Below are 17,712 nucleotides of genomic sequence, written 5' to 3'. Positions count from 1 at the left end.
CCCGCACCGGAGGGGATTCCGGGTGCGGGGCCTGCTCGCAGGCTACACCGAGGCGGCGATGCGGTCACCGATTTCGACGGTGGACGAGGTGCCCGAGCGCGAGGCCAGATCCTTGGCGACGGCGGACTCGATGCGGGCGGCCTCCTCGGACTTGCCGAGGTGGTTGAGCAGCAGGGCCACCGAGAGGATGGCCGCGGTCGGGTCGGCCTTGGACTGGCCCGCGATGTCGGGCGCCGAGCCGTGCACGGGCTCGAACATCGACGGGTTCGTGCCGGAGGCGTCGATGTTGCCCGAGGCGGCCAGGCCGATGCCGCCGGAGACCGCGGCGGCCAGGTCGGTGATGATGTCGCCGAACAGGTTGTCGGTGACGATCACGTCGAAGCGGCCGGGATCGGTGACCATGTGGATGGTCGCCGCGTCGATGTGCTGGTAGGCGACCTCGACGTCCGCGAATTCGGCGCCGACCTCGTCGACCGTCCGCTGCCACAGCGATCCGGCGAAGGCGAGCACGTTCGTCTTGTGCACCAGCGTCAGGTGCTTGCGGCGCTGCTGGGCGGCGGCGAAGGCGTAGCGGACCACGCGCTCGATACCGAAGCGGGTGTTGGTGCTGACCTCGGTGGCGACCTCGTGCGGGGTGTTCACCCGGATGGCGCCGCCGGTGCCGGTGTACGGGCCCTCGGTGCCCTCCCGGACCACGACGAAGTCGATCTTCGGATCGCCCGACAGCGGGCTGCTCACGCCCGGGAACAGCTTCGACGGGCGCAGGTTCACATGATGGTCCAGCTCGAACCGGGTGCGCAGCAGCAGCCCCCGCTCGAGCACGCCCGGGGGCATCGACGGGTCGCCGATCGCGCCCAGCAGGATCGCGTCGTGCTGCTTCAACTCCGGCAGCACATTGTCCGGGAGGATCTCGCCGGTGGCATGGAACCGCTTGGCGCCCAGGTCGTATTCGGTCTTCTCCACTCCGGGCACCACCACGTCGAGCACCTTGAGCGCCTCGGCGATGACCTCGGGACCGATGCCGTCGCCCGGGATGACAGCGAGTTTCATGAATTCCAGCTCCGTTCGGATGTGACGAGTCCGTCCGTCACCCTAGCCGGTACCGACTTCACCCCTGCCACCAGGGCAAACCGCTCTCACCCAGTGGGATCGCGAGGTCCGGTGGCCTCGGCGGGTACCGTTCGGTGAATGTTCGACAATCTTCGAATCGAGCGCAAGGTCAATCGGCTGGAGCGCAAGCTCGATCTGATCATCCGGCATCTGGGCATCACCGATCCCGGCGCCATCGACTACACCGAGATCGACCAGCTTCTACAGCGTGGCAAGAAGATCCAGGCCATCAAGCTCTACCGCGATCAGGATCCGGCGGCCGGACTCGCCGAGGCGCGGGACGCGGTGGAGGCACGGGATTCCCGACCGGAGCGCTGAAACCTTCCACCGAACGCATCGGGCCCCTTCCACTCTGCGTGGAAGGGGCCCGTATTGCGTTGCCGGAGAGACGAATCAGCTCAGGTCGACCTGAGCGACCTTGACGGCGCCGACGGCCTCGGCGATGGCGGTCTGCAGCTCGACCGGGACATCCTTGTTGACGCGCAGGATGACGGTGGCGCCCTCGGCCTCCAAGTCCTGGGTCAGCTGCGCGGCCAGAATGTCGATGCCGGCGTCGCCGAGCCTGGTGGCCAGGCGCCCGAGCTGGCCCGGCTTGTCCTCGTAGTTGAGGACGGCCAGGTTCAGGCCCTCGGCGCGCATGTCGTAGTTGCGACCGTTGATGTTGACGATCTTCTCGACCTGGGCGGGCTCGGTCAGGGTGCCGGCCACGTTGAGGGTGCGGCCGTCGCCGAACACCGCGCGCAGGTCGACCAGGCTGCGGTGCGACGGGCTCTCCGACGCGGTGGTAACGGTCGCCTCGATGCCGCGATCCTTGGCCATCGCCGGCGCATTGACGAAGGTGACCTGGTCCTCGACCAGCGCGGAGAAGATACCGCGCAGCGCCGAAAGCTCCAGCACCGCAACATCTTCAGAGGACAGCTCGCCACGCACCTGCACCTCGAGGCTGACCGGCAGCTCGTCGGCGAGGGCGCCCAGCAGCGCGCCCTGCTTACGCACGATCTCCAGCCACGGGGCAACGATCTCGTTGACCGCGCCGCCGGTCACGTTGACCGCACCGGGCACGAACTCACCACCGAGAGCCAGGATGACGGACTTGGCGACGTCGGTGCCCGCGCGGTCCTGCGCCTCGGCGGTGGAGGCGCCCAGGTGCGGGGTCACCACGACCTGCGGCAGCTCGAACAGCGGGCTGTCGGTGGAGGGCTCGGTCTCGAACACGTCGATACCGGCCGCGCGCACGTGGCCGGAGGTGATGGCATCGGCGAGCGCCTGCTCGTCGATCAGACCGCCGCGGGCGGCGTTGACGATGATGACGCCCTTCTTGGTCTTGGCAATCGTCTCGGCGTTCAGCATGCCCTTGGTTTCGGGGGTCTTGGGCAGGTGAATGGAGAGGAAGTCGGCGCGCTCGAGGACCTCGTCCAGGCTCAGCAGCTCGATGCCCAGCTGGGCGGCGCGGGCTGGGGAGGTGTAGGGGTCGTACGCGATGACCTTGGTCTCGAAGGAGGCGAGGCGCTGCGCGAAGAGCTGGCCGATGCGGCCCAGGCCGATGACGCCGACGGTCTTGCCGAAGATCTCGACGCCGTTGAACTTGCTGCGCTGCCAGGTGCGCTCGCGCAGGGTGGCGTCGGCCGCGGGGATCTGGCGGGCGGCGGAGAGCAGCAGGGTGACGGCGTGCTCGGCGGCGGTGTGGATGTTGGAGGTCGGCGCGTTGACGACCATGACACCGCGCTCGGTGGCCGCGGGCACGTCGACGTTGTCCAGGCCGACGCCCGCGCGAGCGACGATCTTCAGATTCTTACCGGCCTCGAGGACCTCGGCGTCGACGGTGGTGGCGGACCGAACCAGCAGCGCGTCGGCCTCGGGCACCGCCGCCAGTAGCTCGGGCCGATTGGGGCCGTCGACCCAGCGCACCTCGACACCGTCACCGAGCGCATCGACGGTCGACTGGGCGAGCTTGTCGGCGATCAGAACAACAGGACGGCCATTTTGGCTCACTGGGGGCACTCCTGGGGAATGGGGATCGGCATTTACCGCCGCCTAGCTTAATCGGCCGGATTCCGGAAAGTGGTGCGGGTGGGCGGATCGCGCGAGCGCGTCGTCGACCGGGTGACCTGAGTCTCACCTGGTCGATCGCCTATTCCACCACTCCCGGCCGCCGCCCGCTGTCATCCCGGCTTGCCGGGACGCATGGCATTCCGGGACCTCGGCTGCCGAGGTGACGACGGGCACCGCATCTACGCCGGGCCGTGCCGCCACCTCATGGGCGCCGTCGGCGGGCGCCGTCGGCGGGCGCCGTCGGCGAAGCCGTCCGAAACCGCGCATGGCCGGAGCGAATGCGGAGGTACGCCTACCCCGCCTGCTCGTGCCCGGCAGGCTCGGACTCCTCCTCGGCACCGCGCATCGCGTACACCCGCTCCAGAAAATCCCGGTGCGCGCGCAGCGTCGAATCCAGCAGCTCGCGCCAGGTGCGGCGGTCGATGCGGGAGTCGCTGTCCAGCGACGAGCGCGAGGCCGGACGCAGCTTGTCGACGTGGTCGACGATGAAGGTGAGCCTGCGGCGCGGGACCTGGGCGCCGATGCGGGGGTTCTCGGTGAGGAACGTGTCCAGCGAGTACAGGTAGTTGATGGCGCGGTTGTACTCCTCGTCGGTGAGGTGGTAGTCCATCCGCTTGATCTCCACGATCCATAGCTCGCCGGAGTCGTGCAGCAGCACGAAGTCCGGTTCGCGCTTCTCGCTGCCGATCGCGGTGGTCACCAGTGCCGTCCCGAATTTCTGCGCATACCAGCGTTCGAAGCTGGCGCGCACCCGCTCGAGCGATTCGTTCATGCCCAGCGGCGTCCACTCCGGGGCGAGTAGCCACGGCGCGCGCTCGATGAGCTCCTGGAAGGGCCGCTCGAGCGAGCGGCGGTCGTCGATCAGCACGCGCAGCTTGTCCACCACGGCGACCCGCTCACCGGCGATCTGCCCGAGCGAATAGATCTCGGCCACCCGGGCTCGCTCGAACAGCGCCACCACCACATCCAGGCGCGGATCGGCATCCACCGCGATCTGCTGGAGCGTCTCGAGCAGGCTGCGCTGCGGTCCCAGCGACAGCGCCAGGCGCACAGTGCTTTCCACATGTCCGGGATTGTCGAGGGCGGCGCGATCCTTGTTGGCCACCAGGATCCGGGCCGCAGCCACGACCGACTCGCGAAACATCTTGTCCCCCGGCGCGATCGCCTCGAGGGTCTGGAAGATATTCGACTTCTCGACGAACTCCTCCCATACCCGGCTCCGGATCGAACGCTCCCCCATCCGCCCGATCTCGGCGATGAGGTGGCGCCCCCACGCGGCCAGGGCCTCCCCGCGCCCGGAGTTCCAGATGATGTCCTGACGGTCCGAGCGCACCAGGTCCTCGTCGTCGTCGAGCCAGTCCACATGGATGGCGCCGACCAGATAGGACCGCAGCTTGAACTCGCCGGCGAATCCGTGTCCGATGCCGAAATCCCGTGTCTGCGCGACGATCTTGCCGCGCGCATAGATCCGCACACCGGCCATCGCCTCGTCGCGATAGGGCTGCTTGGAATAGGCGATCCACCCCGTGACCGGAAGGAACTGCCGCCCCGCGTGGACCGGGCGCGAGGACACGTCGATGCGGGTCTCCTCCATCACATCGATCGGCAGGTCGCTCAGGATGAAGCTCTCGCGGGCGCCCAGCGCGGCACTGTTGTGCACCTCGACCCGCCAGTCCGGGCGCTCGATGCCGAACCGCGCGGCCAGCTGCCGGTTCAGCTCGGCACCCGAATTCACCCGCTTGCGAAAGAAATCCCGCAGGATCACCGTCGTACCGCGCTGCGGGCTGAGGGTGCCGTCATGCGATCCGATCGCCGGGAAGTAGTCACTTTCGGTGTCGCTCAACATATCGTCGAGATCCATCACGATGTGCGAGACGGGCCAGCCGTCTTCGGTGCGGTCGGACTCGCCACTACCGGCGCTGATCACCTCGATGGTCCGGCAGATCCCGAAGGCCGCGAGCTTGCCGATTCCCTTGCGGCCCATGACCGGTCGCCGCCGTTCCCGCGACAGGTCCGAGCCGGTTCGCACGCGCCGGTCGGAGCCGACCATCAGATAGTGGTCGTTGATTTCGTCGGTGGTCATGCCATGGCCGTTGTCCGACACCACGATCTCGTACTGTGGTTCCTGCGCACTGCGCACGGTGCCGGCCAGGGTGATGCCCCACGGTAGCCACACCGCCACCTCGGTGGCGTCCGCATCGTAGGAGTTCGCGATGAGCTCGGCCAGTACCGCCGAAACCCGGTCGTAGAGTTTGATTCCCAGCTTGTCGATCGCCAGGCGGCTGATCCGCATCGTGTACTTGTGATCGGTCCACGCATGGTCGTCGCGCACTTCGTCGTACATGTCGGGCCTCCCGCGCGCCCGCTCGGCAGCCGCCGTTCAGCTACCTCTCCACCCCATGTTGCGTGGCATCGTTGACCAGGGGTTTAACGGTAAACATCCAGGTCGTCACAACCCGGTTCCGGAAATGCCACACATCTCGGAATCATTACCGACCGGTCTGCCGGAAACCCGTTGGCGCACAACGGCTCCAGAAACGCAAAAGGCCCCGCACCATCGGTACGGAGCCCTGCCAAGTCGCGGTGACTCAGATCACGCGGACGCCCTGGGCCTGAGGACCCTTCTGGCCCTGGCCGATCTCGAACTCGACGCGCTGACCCTCATCGAGGGACCGGAAACCCGATCCGGAAACAGCCGAGTAGTGCACGAACACGTCGGGACCACCGTCGTCCTGAGCGATGAACCCGAAGCCCTTCTCGCTGTTGAACCACTTCACAATGCCTTGCGCCATTTCATACCTTCTGTAGACGAGCCAGGCCAGCAAACGTCCGCTGAGCCCGGTCTCGATGTTCCATCGTGCCATGCCGAACGGTGGCCGCGCCACTACTGTCGCGACGAACACATGTTTGCGACCCATATGCCAGCTACCTGGCAAGCCGCTATTTCATTGAGTGTTATCCCAGCGAGATATCGCGGGAGGCGCCGATGGTCTTGACTATTCCAGCATCGAGCCCGAACGAATCAGGACGACCGGTACCGAAAATACGGCCGGCCCCGGACAAACAATGCCCGAGGCCGGCCGTGGGTCGATTCATTCGACCATCATGCGAGCTCAGCCGCCGAAAGAACCCGTCCACAGCGTGTTCACCAGGCCGTGGAACGCAGCGCTGCCCGTGCTCAGAACGCCGTGCAGTGCAGCGGAACCAGTGTCGATGATAACGGGGATCATGGAATTGCCTTTCATTGTTGCAACCCGGCTGAACCGGCTTTCAACAGGCGTATCGAGCAGTCCGAAACAGTCGTTAGCCAGACTTGCGGAAGAGTGGCTGAGGCAACAAAATCATCCGACTGTGTGCCACGCCACAATCAGTTCGGCACGACCCGGACGTCCTTGGCCTCGGGACCGGTCTTGGTGTGGCGGATTTCGAACACCACCCGCTGCCCCTGGGCCAGCGACCGGAAGCCGGCGCCCTCGAGCTCGGTGTAGTCGACGAAGACATCGGGTCCACCGCTGTCCTGCGTGATGAACCCGAAGCCCTTCTTCGTGTCGAACCACTTCACGGTGCCCTGTGCCATATCACTTACCCTCTCGCCGGCGGGCCAGCCAGACCATAGCGAGACATGCAAGTGCCCGTCCAGGTTTCGCCCTCTCGGATCCTCCCGCACGGGTGCGGAGTTCATGGCCGCAAATAGCGGACTTGGCCGGGTTTAGCCGCGTCGTACGCCTCGCGGCCCGATAGCTGGGCGGGCACGCCGACCTCCCACCAGGCCCCGGCCTCGGTCCAGGCCGACGGCTGGGTGCGCACCACGACCACCGCGGGTCGCGATTGCTGTACGGCCGCGCCCCGGGCCCGGAGATACGCGTCCCGAAATCCGTCCAGGTCGGTGGCCGTGAATACCGCGCAGCCCAGGGAATGGGCGTGGGCGGCGAAATTCACCCGCGGCGGAGCCGGGTGATTTGTCCGGCAATCGCGGTACAGATTATTGAATCCGTTGCCGCCCTGCCCCTCCTGCAACCGGGCAATCACCGCATAACCGTCGTTGTCGCAGACGACGGCCACCAGTGGATGGCCCGCGAACGCCGCGGAGAACAGCTCGGAATTGAGCATCAGATACGACCCGTCGCCCAGCATGGTGGTGACCAGCCCGCGACGATGCGCCAGCGCCGCGCCCCACGCTCCGGCGAGTTCGTATCCCATGCAGGAGAATCCGTATTCGACGTCCATACTCGGCCCGTCGCCACCGGATCGCCAGCCGCCCACCAGCTCACCCGGCATGCCGCCCGACGCGGTCATCACGTAGTCGGCCGGTTCGCTGAGATCGTTGACCGCACCGACGATCTGCGCGTACGTCGGGATGCCGGGGGTGGGCTCGCGCAGGTCGTCGATGTGGTCGTCCCACTCGCCGCGCACCGTGGCCGCGCACGCCGTCCAGTCCGGTGCCGCCTGCCAGTCCCCCAGCTCGGGCCCCAGCTCCTCCAGTGCCGCATCGGCATCCGCGACCACGGCGATCGCACCGTGCTTGACCGCGTCGAATCGGGCGGCGTTGATGCTGACCATCCTGACGTCGGGGCGGAACGCCGTCCACGACGCGGTCGTGAAGTCCTGCAGGCGAGTTCCCACCGCAAGCACCAGATCCGCCTCGGCGGCGAGGGTGTTGGCCGACGCCGATCCGGTGATGCCGAGCGGCCCGGCATACAGCGGGTGGTCGTGCGGCACCAGAGTACGTCCGGCCGTGGTCTCGGTAACTGGAATGCCGTGCCGCTGAGCGAATTCCAGCGCCCGCGGCCCGGCCCCTGAATACCGGACGCCGCCGCCGAGTATCAGCAGCGGGCGCCGGGCCGAACGCAATGCCGTTGTGGCACGAGCCAATGCCGTGCGGTCGGGGCGCGGCCGGGTGAGGGCGTGCACCATCGGCGCGAACAGCGAGCCCGGGAAATCGGCGGCCTCGGCCTGCACGTCCTGCGGCAGTGCCAGAGTCACGGGCCCGGCATCGGCGGGGTCGGTGAGCACCCGGGCGACCTGCGGCAGGGTGGCGATCAGCTGCTCGGGGCGGGTGATCCGATCGAAATAGCGGCTGACGGGCCGGAAGGCGTCGTTCACCGTGATCGTCGGATCCCCGAAGTTCTCCACCTGCTGTAGGACCGGATCCGGTGCGCGGCTGACGAAGGTGTCGCCCGGAAGCAACAGCAGCGGAAGGCGATTTGCGTGTGCGACACCGGCGGCGGTCACCATGTTCAGCGCACCGGGCCCGATCGAGGAGGTGGCCACGCCGACCTGCCGCCGATGGGTGGCCTTGGCCAGGCCGACCGCGGCCAGGGCCATGCCCTGTTCGGTGTGGCCGCGCCACACCGGAAGCACATCGCGGCGTTCCTCGAGCGCGGTACCCAGGCCCAGCACGTTGCCGTGCCCGAATATCGCGAAAACCGCCGGGAACAGCGGGACCTCGCGGCCGTCGAGGGTTTCGGAGTGCTGGGCGATCAACCAGGCGACCAGCGCCTGCGCGGTGGTCATTCTCATCGGCGCACCCGTCCCGTGTGGTCGGTAACCGGGCAGCGGGTATCAACCGGCGTCGCATCCCACTCGGCGCGCACCCATCCGTGCGACGGATCATCACAGAAGGCCATGGACCGTTCGGCCGCCGGGCCCGCAAGGACATTCAGGTAGTACATCGGATAGCCGGGCGCGGCGGCACACGGTCCGTGGTAGCCGCGGGGTATCAGGAACACATCCCCGTCGCGCACGGCGACGTTCTCGTCCAGGGCGCGGTCGGCGGTGTAGGTGCGGTGCATTCCGAAACCCTCTCTGGACGGGGTGATTCCATCGCGCCCGGCGATGCGGAAGTAGTAGATCTCCTCGTTGACCACCTCGCACTCGCTCGCCTCGTCGTGCTTGTGCGGAGGATACGAGGACCAGTTGCCGTCCGGGGTGATCAGTTCGCAGGCGTTGAGCTTGTCCGCGTGCTCCCAGGCGCCGGGCGTACCGAAATTGGCCACCTGGCGGGTGGCCTGGCCCGCACCACGCACCTCGACCGGAACATCCTCGGCAGCACCGTATTTCGGTTCGAGTCGCCGCTCACAGCGGGCCATCGGCAGCGCGATCTCCGCATCGCGATCCGCAGAAAGCTCCACCTCGGCATCGCGTGGAACGTAGGCGAAGTCGGTGACTCGCGTGAATACCGAATCCCGGCCGGACAATTCGAAGACCTCGCCATCCACCCGGACGGTGCAGCCGCCGGACAGCGGCAGCACGAAGGCCTCGTAGTCGCCGGTGTGCACCGACCTCGCCCGCCCAGCGCTCAGCCGCAGCACTCGCAGTCCGGCGTAGGACCACCCCGCGACCTCGGGGGACAAAAGTATGGGATCGTCCCCGTCGGAGAGCTCTCCCGCCGGGTAATGCAACTTACTCATCGTGCTGCCTCCCATTCCGATCCGTAGCTGTGTCGGCCGCCCTGTCGTCCAGCCCGCTTCCGGCCGGAATCACCAGGCCGACCGAGGAATTCACCGTGCTTCCTTCAGGATCATCGCCGCCGCCTCGACCGCTCCCGCCACGTCACCGTCGGGCGGATAGAGCAGGCTGCGCCCGACGACCAACCCCCGGGACACCTCGTGCCGCAGCGCCCCGCCCCAGGCGGCCAGATCCGCCGCCGGATCCCCCGAGGGCACTCCGCCCAGCATCAGCACCGGCAGGGTTGTCGCGTCGAGCACCGAGATATCCTCCGGCGCTGGTATTTTCAGCCAGGTGTAGGCCGAGGTCACGCCCAGCCCGGACGCGACGGTGATCGCCCGCTGCAACGAGGCCGAATCCTTGTGCATCACCAGCGATCCGGATGCGTCGCGGTGGTACGGCAGCGGCTCGACCATCGCCATCAGGCCGTGCGCCGCCAGTTCCGACACCGCGCTCGCGCAGGCCTGCAGGGTGGGAATCGTGCGCGGATCCGAATCCACCAGCCGCAGCAGCATTTTCCCGCCGTCCAGGCCGAAATCCACCAGCGATTGCGCATCGTAGCCGGTGAACCGGTCCTCGATCTCCCAGTCGGCCCCGGCCAGGCCGCCGCGGTTCATCGATCCGATGACAACCTTGTCGTGCAGTGCGCCCAGCAGCAGCAGTTCCTCCACCACGTCCGGGGAGCCGAGCACCCCGTCCACCGCCGGGTTGTCCAGCGCGATCAGCAGGCGCTCGAGCAGCGTGCGGCGATCCGCCATCGCGGTCCGGTCCGAGCCGACGCCCAGCGCACCACGCGCGGGATGGTCGGCGGCCACCAGGAACAGGGTGCCGCGCTCGGACAGCAGGCTCGCCCGTCGCCGGCGTGCGGCGTAGGCGCGCCGGACGGCCTCGGGTTCGGTGCCGCGCAGGCGCAGCAGCTCGCGCCAGCGTTCGTCGGTCAGATACACACTCTCTCCTCCGGTCGACTCTCGCGGGCCGCGAATCGCCTCACCCACACAGCAATTCCTCGATCTCGGCGGGTGTGGGCATTGCGTCGGCACACGCCAGGCGCGAGGCGACCAGCGCCCCGGCGGCATTCGCGTACGCCGCGATTCGCTGTGGATCCCAGCCCGCGAGCAGTCCGTGCACCAGCGCGCCGCCGAACCCGTCACCCGCGCCGAGCCCGCACACCACCTCGACCCGGCACGGCGGCACCGTCCACCGCCCGCCGGCGGCATCGGCCACCAGCACCCCGTCCGCGCCACACTTGATCACCGCCAGCTCGACCCCGCGCTCGAGCAGCCGGTCCGCGGCCTGATCGGGGTCGGCCGTGCCGACCGCGACCTGCGCCTCGGTTCGGTTGCCCACCACCACATTCACGTGATCGAGCATCCAGCCGATCTCGCGCCGGGCGGTCGGCTCGTCGGGCCAGAACATCGGCCGGTAGTCCAGATCGAGCACGGTGTGTCCGCGGCCCGCTCGGCGCTCCAGTACGGCACGCTGGGTACCGCGTCCGGGCTCGGCGCTGACACCGGTCCCTGTCACCCACAGCAGAGGCACCGAATCGATGACATCCCAGGGGATTTCGTCGGGGGTGAGGGTCAGGTCCGGGGCGATCGGGGCGCGGTAGAACAGCAGCGGCGGATCGGCGGGCGGATTCAGCTCGCAGAAGACCACCGGTGTCAGCAGATCCGGGGAGGTCGACACGTACTCGGGCGAAACCCCGAACTCCGACAGGGCCGTTCGTACGTATTCGCCGAATCCGTCGGCGCCGACCTTGGTGAGTACCGCGCTGCGCCGCCCGAGCCGGGCCGCGGCGACGGCAACGTTCGTTGCGGTGCCGCCGAGGAACTTAGCGAAGGAGCTGACCTGTGCCAGCGGGACTCCGCTCTGCTGGGGATAGAGGTCCACGCCGACCCGGCCGATGGTCAGCGCCTCCAGAGATCCGCCGATCACGACTGCACCCGCTCCAATTCGTGTTGCAGCGCAGCCAGTTCCGCCCCTCCGGCCATCTGGCGGGTGAGCTCGGGCAGGTCGATCTCCGACTTCTCGTAGGATCCGAGCATCGCGCCGCGCTTGAGCAGCAGGAACCGATCGCCGACGGGATAGGCGTGGTGCGGGTTGTGGGTGATGAGGATGACGCCCAGGCCCCGATCGCGGGCCTGCACGACGTAGCGCAGCACCACCCCGGCCTGTTTCACACCCAATGCCGCGGTCGGTTCGTCGAGAATCAGCACCTTCGCGCCGTAGTGCACGGCCCGCGCGATCGCGACGCACTGCCGCTGCCCGCCCGAGAGCGTGCCGACGGGCTGCTCGAGGTCGCGCAGTTCGATGCCCATGTCCGACAGGGCCTTACGGGTGATCTCCCGGCTCTCGGCCCGGTCGAGCATCCGCAGTGGCCCGATGCCGACCGTGGGTTCGGACCCCAGCACGAAGTTGCGCCACACGCTCATCAGCGGCACCACCGCCAGATCCTGATAGACGGTGGCGATCCCGCGATCCAACGACTCACGCGGAGAGGCGAATCGGACCGGCTGCCCCTCCACCTTCAGTTCGCCCGCATCGTGCTGGTGCACCCCGGCGAGGATCTTGATCAGTGTCGATTTGCCCGCGCCGTTGTCACCGAGCACGCAGGTGACCTCGCCCGCGTTGACGACGGTGGACACGCCCTCGAGCGCCACCATGCCGCCGTAACTCTTTCCGATGCCGATGGTTTCGATGAGCGTGCCGGTCATCGCCGAACCCTTTCCGCTCGCTTCTTGAATTCGTTGTTCACCAGCACCGCCGCCAGCAGCAGCACGCCGAGGAACAACATGAACCAGTCGTCGTCCCAGCGCGCGAAGACGATGCCCTGCCGCGCCATTCCGAAGATCAACGCGCCCAGCGCGGCCCCGACCACCGATCCGAAACCGCCGGTGAGCAGGCAGCCGCCCACCACCGCCGCGATGATGAACTGCAGCTCGAGCCCCACGCCCTGATTGGCCTGCACGCTGCCGAATCGCAGGATGTTGCAGGAACCGACGACCCATCCGGCGAAGCCGGTGCCCATGAACAGCAGGATCTTGGTCCGGACCGCCGGCACGCCGACCGCGCGGGCACTGTCCAGTGCACCGCCGACCGCGAAGGTCCAGTTCCCGAAACGGGTGCGCACCAACAGGATCGAACCCAGCACGGTCAGCACGATCCACCACAGCACCGACGCCTGGAGCTGGGCGCCGCCCAGATTGATCGTGGAGGCGAACACCGAACCCGCCGAACTGTATCCGGCCGCGCCGCGGATCCCCGATACCTCGACGGTGGCGGTGACCAACCGGGTCACACCGAGGTTGAGTCCCTGCAGGGCAAGGAAGGTGCCGAGCGTGACGATGAAGCTCGGTAGCCCCGTGCGCATCACGACCCACCCGTTGAATGCGCCCACGGCCAGGGCGAATACGAGCGATACCAGCAACGCCGCCCAGACGTTCCAGCCGGCGTGCACCGCAAGCAGCGCGGTGACCAGCGAGGTGGAGGCCGTCATCACCCCGGCCGACAGATCGAACTCCCCGCCGATCATCAACAGCGACACCGCGACCGCCATGATGCCCAGCGTCGAGGAGTCGTCCAGCCAGTTCGCGATGCCCAGCGGACTCAGGAACTTGTCGGTGATGACGGAGAAGAACACGAACACCAGCACGGCGCCCAGTAGCGCGCCGAGCTCCGGTCGCACGATCGTGCGCTGCCACAGGGTGGGGCTGGACACCGGCTCCGCCCCGGAGGGTTCGGACGGTTCGGTCTGCGACGGCGTTGCGGCAATACTCAATTCATCGCCTCTCAGCGCGTGCCCTGCGACACCAGCGTCGCGATGGCATCGACATTGTCCTTGTCGACGAAGGCCGGCCCGGTCTGCACCGGTGCGCCGCCGCCGACGGTGTTGCGGTTGGACTTGTACAGCGCGAGCATCGCGATGGGCAGGTATCCCTGCTCGTACTGCTGCTGATCGACTGCGAACAGCAGCTTGCCCGCCTTGATCGCGCCGACGACGTCACTGTTCAGGTCGAAGGTCGCGACGACGGCCGCGGAGCTCGACTCCTGGACCGCGTCCACCGCGCGCGCGGCGACCTGCGAATTCAGCGTCAGCACCGCGTCGATCGAGTGATCGGCCTCGAGTGCGCCCTTGATTCGCGACTGGGCGTCGGTCGGGTTGTTGATGTCGACCTGCAGCGTGGTGGTGTTGCCGCCGAAGCCGGTCGTCGCGCCCTGGCAGCGCTGGTTGTCACCGATATTGCCCGCCTCGTGAATGACGCAGAGCAGCTTGTGCTTTCCGGCCGCGGCCAGGCGCTTGCCCGCCCCCGCACCGGCAGACTCCTCGCTCTGCCCGACGTGCCCGATGGCCCCGACGCTGACGCTCTGTTCCTCACCGGAGTTGATCGTCACCACGGGAATCCCTGCGGCGACGGCCTTTTGGATGGACGGCTTCAGCGCGTCCGGATTGGCCATCGACACCACCAGACCGCCCACGCCCTGGGCCACGGCGTTGTCGATCAGCTTGGCCTGCTGGGTGGGATCACCCGAGGACTGGTAATCGACCTTGATGCCGAACTGTTTCCCGGCGGCGTCGGCGCCGTTCTTGACCACGTTCCAGAACGCGTCGCCCGCGCTGCCGTGGGTGACCACCGACACGGACTTCAATGTCCCTGTCGCACTGGGCGCCTGGGCGGTGGGCGTCGAGTTCTCCGCGGCGGGCCCGCTGCAGGCGGCCAGCAGCGCCCCGGCGGCGAGCCAGGGCAGCACGCGCCGCCACCGCGAACGGGTGCTGCGGGCCGAGACGGACTTCGTTGTCATTGCATCTCCTACATTCCGGCGGAAACCATGGCGGCGCCGATGCCTTCGAGGCGGCGCAAGCTGCGTTGGGTATCGCGGCTGGGACCCGCCGCGGTGTCGGTGGGCGCCAGCGCCGTGTCCTGTTCGAGGACGTACCAGCCTCGATATCCGGACTCGTACATGCACCGCACCAGGGAGTCGACATCGACGTCACCCTCGCCCAGCGGCACATACAGCCCGTTGCGCACTGCAGCGCTGTATTCCATTGCACCGCTGCGGATCCGGTCGGCCATATCCGCGCGAACATCCTTGAGGTGAATATGGCCGATGCGGTCGGCATGTCGGCGCGCCAGTGCCACCGGGTCGGTGCCGCCGATCAGCAGGTGTCCGGTGTCCAGGCACAGGTCCAGATCGGAATCCGCGAGCAGGCGTTCCACCTCGGCCTCGGTCTCCACCAGGGTGCCCACGTGCGGGTGCAGTACTGTACGCAGGCCGTATTCGGCGGCGAGATCGCGGATACCGGCGGCGGTGTCGAGCAGCGTGCGCCATTGCTCCCGGTCCAGCTGCGGGCGGGAATCGTAGCCGTCGACGCCGGTCGCGGCCGCGAGTACCAGCACTTCGGCCCCGGCGGCGGCGAACAGCTTCGCGTTGGCCCGCGCCGCGGCCAGCGCCGCCTCGGGCTCGACATGCAGGGGTAGCGCCACGAATCCGCCGATCGCGGCGATTCCATAGGGGGCCAGCAGTTCCCGCAGCGCGTTCGGCTCGCTCGGCAGGTATCCGGGCGGGCCGAATTCGGTGGCGGCCAGGCCGAGCGCGGCCATCTCCGTGAGCACGGTCGCCGCGTCGAGCACGTGCCCCCAACCGGGCACCTCGCAGACTCCCCAGGAGATCGGTGCCGCGGCAATGCGCAGCGGATGCGTCGGTTCGGTCATCGGGACTGCTCCGGCCTGTCGGTGTATCTTTCGCGCCACCATTGGAGCGCTCTAACAATGTAACCTGTGTCACGACGATGTCAAGGGTCGAATGTAGCGCAGCTTCAACATATCTACCTGGAAGAACGCGCGACATTCGGACAGATTTCCGCTCTGCCTGCGTGCGAGCCGAACACATTAGAGCGCTCTATTGCTTGGAGCGCTCCAACCCGGTAACGTCCGGACACAGAGTTCCGCCCACACTCCTGGGAGAAAGCCACCATGCCGCGACCGACGATGGAAGACGTTGCCGCCCTTGCCGGCGTCTCCCGCGCGCTGGTCTCCCTCGTCATGCGCGATTCGCCGAAGGTCAGCGAGCACCGGCGCCGCGCGGTGCTGGCCGCGGCCAAGGAACTCGGCTACCGCCCGCACGCGATGGCGCGCTCACTGGCCAGCCGCACTTCCAACATCGTCGGCGTCATGGTCTCGGACCTGCACAACGCGTTCTTCGCCGATGTGGTCGAGGCCATGGATACCGCCGCCCAGCAGGCCGGGCTGGAACTGATCCTCAATACCGGCCGCCGCAGCGCCGCCCGCGAGCGCGGCGCGCTGGCCAGCCTGCTGGCCTTCCGGCCGGGAGGGGTCATTCTGCTCTCGCCGGTACTCTCCGCCGCGGCCATTCGCGAGGCCGCGACGCAGTGCCCGGTCGTGCTGGTCTCACGCAGCTCGACGGTGCCCACCGTCGACACCGTCAACGATGATGGCGAGAACGGCACGGCCCTGGCCGTGGATCATCTGGTAGCGCTGGGACATCGGCGCATCGTGCACTTCGACGGCGGCGCGGCCTTCAGTGCCACGCCCCGGCGCAAGGGCTATGTCGCCGCCATGACCCGGCACGGCCTCGAGCCGATGGTCATCCCGAGCGAGCATACCGACGCGGCCGGCATCGCCGCGGTGCGCAAACTCCTGACCGTGTTCTCCCCTGCCAACTTTCCGACCGCGCTGGTCTGCGGCAACGATTTCAACGCGGTCGGTGCGATGTCCGCGCTCGAGGAGGCGGGTCTGTCGGTGCCACAGGACGTTTCGGTCGTCGGCTACGACAATTCGTCACTGGCCGCCCTGCGGCACATCGCGCTCACCACCGTCGATCAACCCCGCACCGAGATCGGGCGGCTGGCGGTCGAGGCGCTGGTCGAGCGGCTGCGCACCGATCGCACCGATCCGGTCCGGCAACGGGTGCAGCCGTCGCTGGTGGTCCGCTCCACCACCGCCGCGCCCGCGGATCTGTTTCCGGCACAAGGAAACACCGCATGACGGGGCTCCGCAATCAAAGTCCGACCCGGCCCCTGGGCCGCCGGGTCACGCGGGCACTCCACGGCCCGGACGAAAGGGCAGGTGTCACATGAGTATCAGGCTGGGCCTGGCCGGTACGGGCCGCATCGGCGCCGCGCACGCGGAAACGCTGCGCTCACTGCCCGGGGTCGACGCGGTCGTCGTCGCCGACGCCGACGCCGCACGCGCCCGCGATACGGCCGCGAAGCTCGGGGTGGACTTCGCCCCCGATATCGAGGCACTGCTGGCTACGGACCCGACCGGCATCGTCATCGCCACACCGACCGATTCGCATCCCGAACTCATCACGCGGGCAGTCGATCTCGGCATTCCGGTGTTCTGTGAGAAGCCGGTGGCCGCGGATATCGACGGCACCCTGGCGGTGATCCGGCACCTGGAAGACTCCACCGTGCCCGTGCAGATCGGCTTCCAGCGCCGCTTCGACGCAGGGTACCGCGCGGCGCGGGCCGCGGTGCGGTCACACGAGCTCGGCTGGCTGCACAGCCTGCGCGCCACCACCCTGGATCCGGCTCCCCCACCGGCGGAATACATTCCGCGCTCCGGCGGGCTGTTCCGGGACTGCGGGGTGCACGATTTCGACATCATCCGATGGGTCTCGGGCCGCGAGGTCGCCGAGGTGTTCGTGCTGGGCGCCAATCGGGGCGAGCAGTTCTTCCGCGACGCGGGCGATGTCGACACCGCCGCGGTCGTCCTGTCTCTCGACGACGGCACCCTCGCCACGGTCTCGCTCGGCCGGTACAACGGCGCGGGCTACGACGTGCGCCTGGAGGTGCTCGGTTCGAAGGGCAACGCCGTTGTCGGCCTTGATGATCGGGCCCCGCTGCACTCGGTCGAGCCGGGCCACCCGGCCGCGACCCTGCCCGCCTATCCGAACTTCATGGAACGCTTCCGCAGCGCCTACGCCGAGGAGCTGGCCGTCTTCGTCGAAGTCGCCACCGGGGCGGCCGAAAACCCTTGCCGCCCCGCCGATGCGCTGGAGGCGTTCTACATCGCCGAGGCCTGCGAACTGTCGCTGCACCAGCGCCGTCCGGTCGCGGTCGAGGAGGTGCGGCGCTAGTGG

General features: G+C 68.1%; 17 protein-coding genes. 3 read left to right on the top strand and 14 right to left on the bottom strand.

Annotated elements, in window-relative coordinates; translation table 11 throughout:
- Positions 1–42: 42 nt before the first annotated feature.
- A complete protein-coding gene (locus ABH933_RS00825) occupies positions 43–1,050 on the bottom strand; it encodes a 3-isopropylmalate dehydrogenase (protein WP_429413938.1) in 1,008 nt (335 codons plus the stop codon).
- Between the two features lie 138 nt (positions 1,051–1,188).
- On the opposite strand from ABH933_RS00825, the gene ABH933_RS00820 reads away from it, so the two are divergent.
- Positions 1,189–1,428 carry a hypothetical protein gene (locus ABH933_RS00820; RefSeq protein ID WP_429413935.1) on the top strand — a complete coding sequence of 80 codons (240 nt, stop codon included), beginning with the start codon at positions 1,189–1,191 and terminating at the stop codon, positions 1,426–1,428.
- A 75-nt stretch (positions 1,429–1,503) separates the two neighbouring features.
- Here the strand turns inward: ABH933_RS00820 and serA are convergent, their stop codons facing one another.
- The 13 genes from serA to ABH933_RS00755 all read right to left on the bottom strand — a co-directional run bounded on the left by serA (position 1,504) and on the right by ABH933_RS00755 (position 15,320).
- Positions 1,504–3,102, bottom strand: coding sequence for a phosphoglycerate dehydrogenase (serA, locus tag ABH933_RS00815; protein WP_429413932.1), 1,599 nt, complete (start codon positions 3,100–3,102; stop codon positions 1,504–1,506).
- 352 nt (positions 3,103–3,454) lie between these two features.
- The gene (locus ABH933_RS00810) at positions 3,455–5,506 is read right to left on the bottom strand and encodes an ATP-binding protein (RefSeq protein WP_429413929.1); all 2,052 of its coding nucleotides are present in this window, start codon (positions 5,504–5,506) and stop codon (positions 3,455–3,457) included.
- Positions 5,507–5,750: 244 nt separating this feature from the next.
- Positions 5,751–5,954, bottom strand: a complete 204-nt coding sequence (locus ABH933_RS00805) for a cold-shock protein (RefSeq protein WP_215918917.1) — start codon at positions 5,952–5,954, stop codon at positions 5,751–5,753.
- 321 nt (positions 5,955–6,275) lie between these two features.
- Positions 6,276–6,407, bottom strand: coding sequence for a hypothetical protein (locus tag ABH933_RS00800; protein WP_429413926.1), 132 nt, complete (start codon positions 6,405–6,407; stop codon positions 6,276–6,278).
- Between the two features lie 122 nt (positions 6,408–6,529).
- Positions 6,530–6,739, bottom strand: coding sequence for a cold-shock protein (locus ABH933_RS00795; RefSeq protein ID WP_429413923.1), 210 nt, complete (start codon positions 6,737–6,739; stop codon positions 6,530–6,532).
- 101 nt (positions 6,740–6,840) lie between these two features.
- Positions 6,841–8,682, bottom strand: coding sequence for a 3D-(3,5/4)-trihydroxycyclohexane-1,2-dione acylhydrolase (decyclizing) (gene iolD, locus ABH933_RS00790; RefSeq protein ID WP_429413920.1), 1,842 nt, complete (start codon positions 8,680–8,682; stop codon positions 6,841–6,843).
- Positions 8,679–9,572, bottom strand: a complete 894-nt coding sequence (iolB, locus tag ABH933_RS00785) for a 5-deoxy-glucuronate isomerase (RefSeq protein WP_215918662.1) — start codon at positions 9,570–9,572, stop codon at positions 8,679–8,681. Before iolB ends, iolD begins: the two co-directional genes overlap by 4 nt.
- A gap of 90 nt (positions 9,573–9,662) precedes the next feature.
- Positions 9,663–10,556, bottom strand: a complete 894-nt coding sequence (locus tag ABH933_RS00780) for a Cgl0159 family (beta/alpha)8-fold protein (protein ID WP_308166696.1) — start codon at positions 10,554–10,556, stop codon at positions 9,663–9,665.
- A 40-nt stretch (positions 10,557–10,596) separates the two neighbouring features.
- Positions 10,597–11,544, bottom strand: a complete 948-nt coding sequence (iolC, locus tag ABH933_RS00775; RefSeq protein ID WP_429413916.1) for a 5-dehydro-2-deoxygluconokinase — start codon at positions 11,542–11,544, stop codon at positions 10,597–10,599.
- Complete coding sequence (locus ABH933_RS00770; RefSeq protein WP_429413913.1) at positions 11,541–12,323, bottom strand: ATP-binding cassette domain-containing protein; 783 nt, start codon at positions 12,321–12,323, stop codon at positions 11,541–11,543. The genes iolC and ABH933_RS00770 overlap by 4 nt, the downstream gene beginning before the upstream one ends.
- Positions 12,320–13,387 (bottom strand): ABC transporter permease, encoded by a 1,068-nt coding sequence (locus tag ABH933_RS00765; protein ID WP_429413910.1) that lies wholly within the window; start codon positions 13,385–13,387, stop codon positions 12,320–12,322. Before ABH933_RS00765 ends, ABH933_RS00770 begins: the two co-directional genes overlap by 4 nt.
- A gap of 11 nt (positions 13,388–13,398) precedes the next feature.
- On the bottom strand, positions 13,399–14,409 hold the full coding sequence (locus ABH933_RS00760) for a sugar ABC transporter substrate-binding protein (protein ID WP_429413907.1): 1,011 nt from the start codon (positions 14,407–14,409) through the stop codon (positions 13,399–13,401).
- A gap of 8 nt (positions 14,410–14,417) precedes the next feature.
- A complete protein-coding gene (locus ABH933_RS00755; protein ID WP_429413904.1) occupies positions 14,418–15,320 on the bottom strand; it encodes a TIM barrel protein in 903 nt (300 codons plus the stop codon).
- A gap of 261 nt (positions 15,321–15,581) precedes the next feature.
- Between ABH933_RS00755 and ABH933_RS00750 the strand changes: the two genes are divergently transcribed.
- Both ABH933_RS00750 and ABH933_RS00745 read left to right on the top strand, forming a co-directional pair.
- Complete coding sequence (locus ABH933_RS00750; RefSeq protein ID WP_429454905.1) at positions 15,582–16,613, top strand: LacI family DNA-binding transcriptional regulator; 1,032 nt, start codon at positions 15,582–15,584, stop codon at positions 16,611–16,613.
- A gap of 88 nt (positions 16,614–16,701) precedes the next feature.
- Positions 16,702–17,709, top strand: coding sequence for a Gfo/Idh/MocA family protein (locus ABH933_RS00745; RefSeq protein ID WP_429413898.1), 1,008 nt, complete (start codon positions 16,702–16,704; stop codon positions 17,707–17,709).
- Positions 17,710–17,712 lie beyond the last annotated feature (3 nt).

The sequence above is a fragment of the Nocardia sp. GP40 genome (assembly GCF_050434125.1).
GTDB lineage: Bacteria > Actinomycetota > Actinomycetes > Mycobacteriales > Mycobacteriaceae > Nocardia > Nocardia albiluteola.
The sequence above is the reverse complement of the archived record's forward strand: the minus strand, read 5'-3'. Positions and strand labels throughout refer to the sequence as shown.

What these genes read in the sequence shown, in the direction of transcription:
- ABH933_RS00825 (WP_429413938.1), bottom strand. Translation starts at nt 1,050, where the DNA reads ATGAAACTCGCTGTCATCCCGGGCGACGGCATCGGTCCCGAGGTCATC.
- ABH933_RS00820 (WP_429413935.1), top strand. Translation starts at nt 1,189, where the DNA reads ATGTTCGACAATCTTCGAATCGAGCGCAAGGTCAATCGGCTGGAGCGC.
- ABH933_RS00810 (WP_429413929.1), bottom strand. Translation starts at nt 5,506, where the DNA reads ATGTACGACGAAGTGCGCGACGACCATGCGTGGACCGATCACAAGTAC.
- ABH933_RS00805 (WP_215918917.1), bottom strand. Translation starts at nt 5,954, where the DNA reads ATGGCGCAAGGCATTGTGAAGTGGTTCAACAGCGAGAAGGGCTTCGGG.
- ABH933_RS00800 (WP_429413926.1), bottom strand. Translation starts at nt 6,407, where the DNA reads ATGAAAGGCAATTCCATGATCCCCGTTATCATCGACACTGGTTCCGCT.
- ABH933_RS00795 (WP_429413923.1), bottom strand. Translation starts at nt 6,739, where the DNA reads ATGGCACAGGGCACCGTGAAGTGGTTCGACACGAAGAAGGGCTTCGGG.
- iolD (WP_429413920.1), bottom strand. Translation starts at nt 8,682, where the DNA reads ATGAGAATGACCACCGCGCAGGCGCTGGTCGCCTGGTTGATCGCCCAG.
- iolB (WP_215918662.1), bottom strand. Translation starts at nt 9,572, where the DNA reads ATGAGTAAGTTGCATTACCCGGCGGGAGAGCTCTCCGACGGGGACGAT.
- ABH933_RS00770 (WP_429413913.1), bottom strand. Translation starts at nt 12,323, where the DNA reads ATGACCGGCACGCTCATCGAAACCATCGGCATCGGAAAGAGTTACGGC.
- ABH933_RS00760 (WP_429413907.1), bottom strand. Translation starts at nt 14,409, where the DNA reads ATGACAACGAAGTCCGTCTCGGCCCGCAGCACCCGTTCGCGGTGGCGG.
- ABH933_RS00755 (WP_429413904.1), bottom strand. Translation starts at nt 15,320, where the DNA reads ATGACCGAACCGACGCATCCGCTGCGCATTGCCGCGGCACCGATCTCC.
- ABH933_RS00750 (WP_429454905.1), top strand. Translation starts at nt 15,582, where the DNA reads ATGCCGCGACCGACGATGGAAGACGTTGCCGCCCTTGCCGGCGTCTCC.
- ABH933_RS00745 (WP_429413898.1), top strand. Translation starts at nt 16,702, where the DNA reads ATGAGTATCAGGCTGGGCCTGGCCGGTACGGGCCGCATCGGCGCCGCG.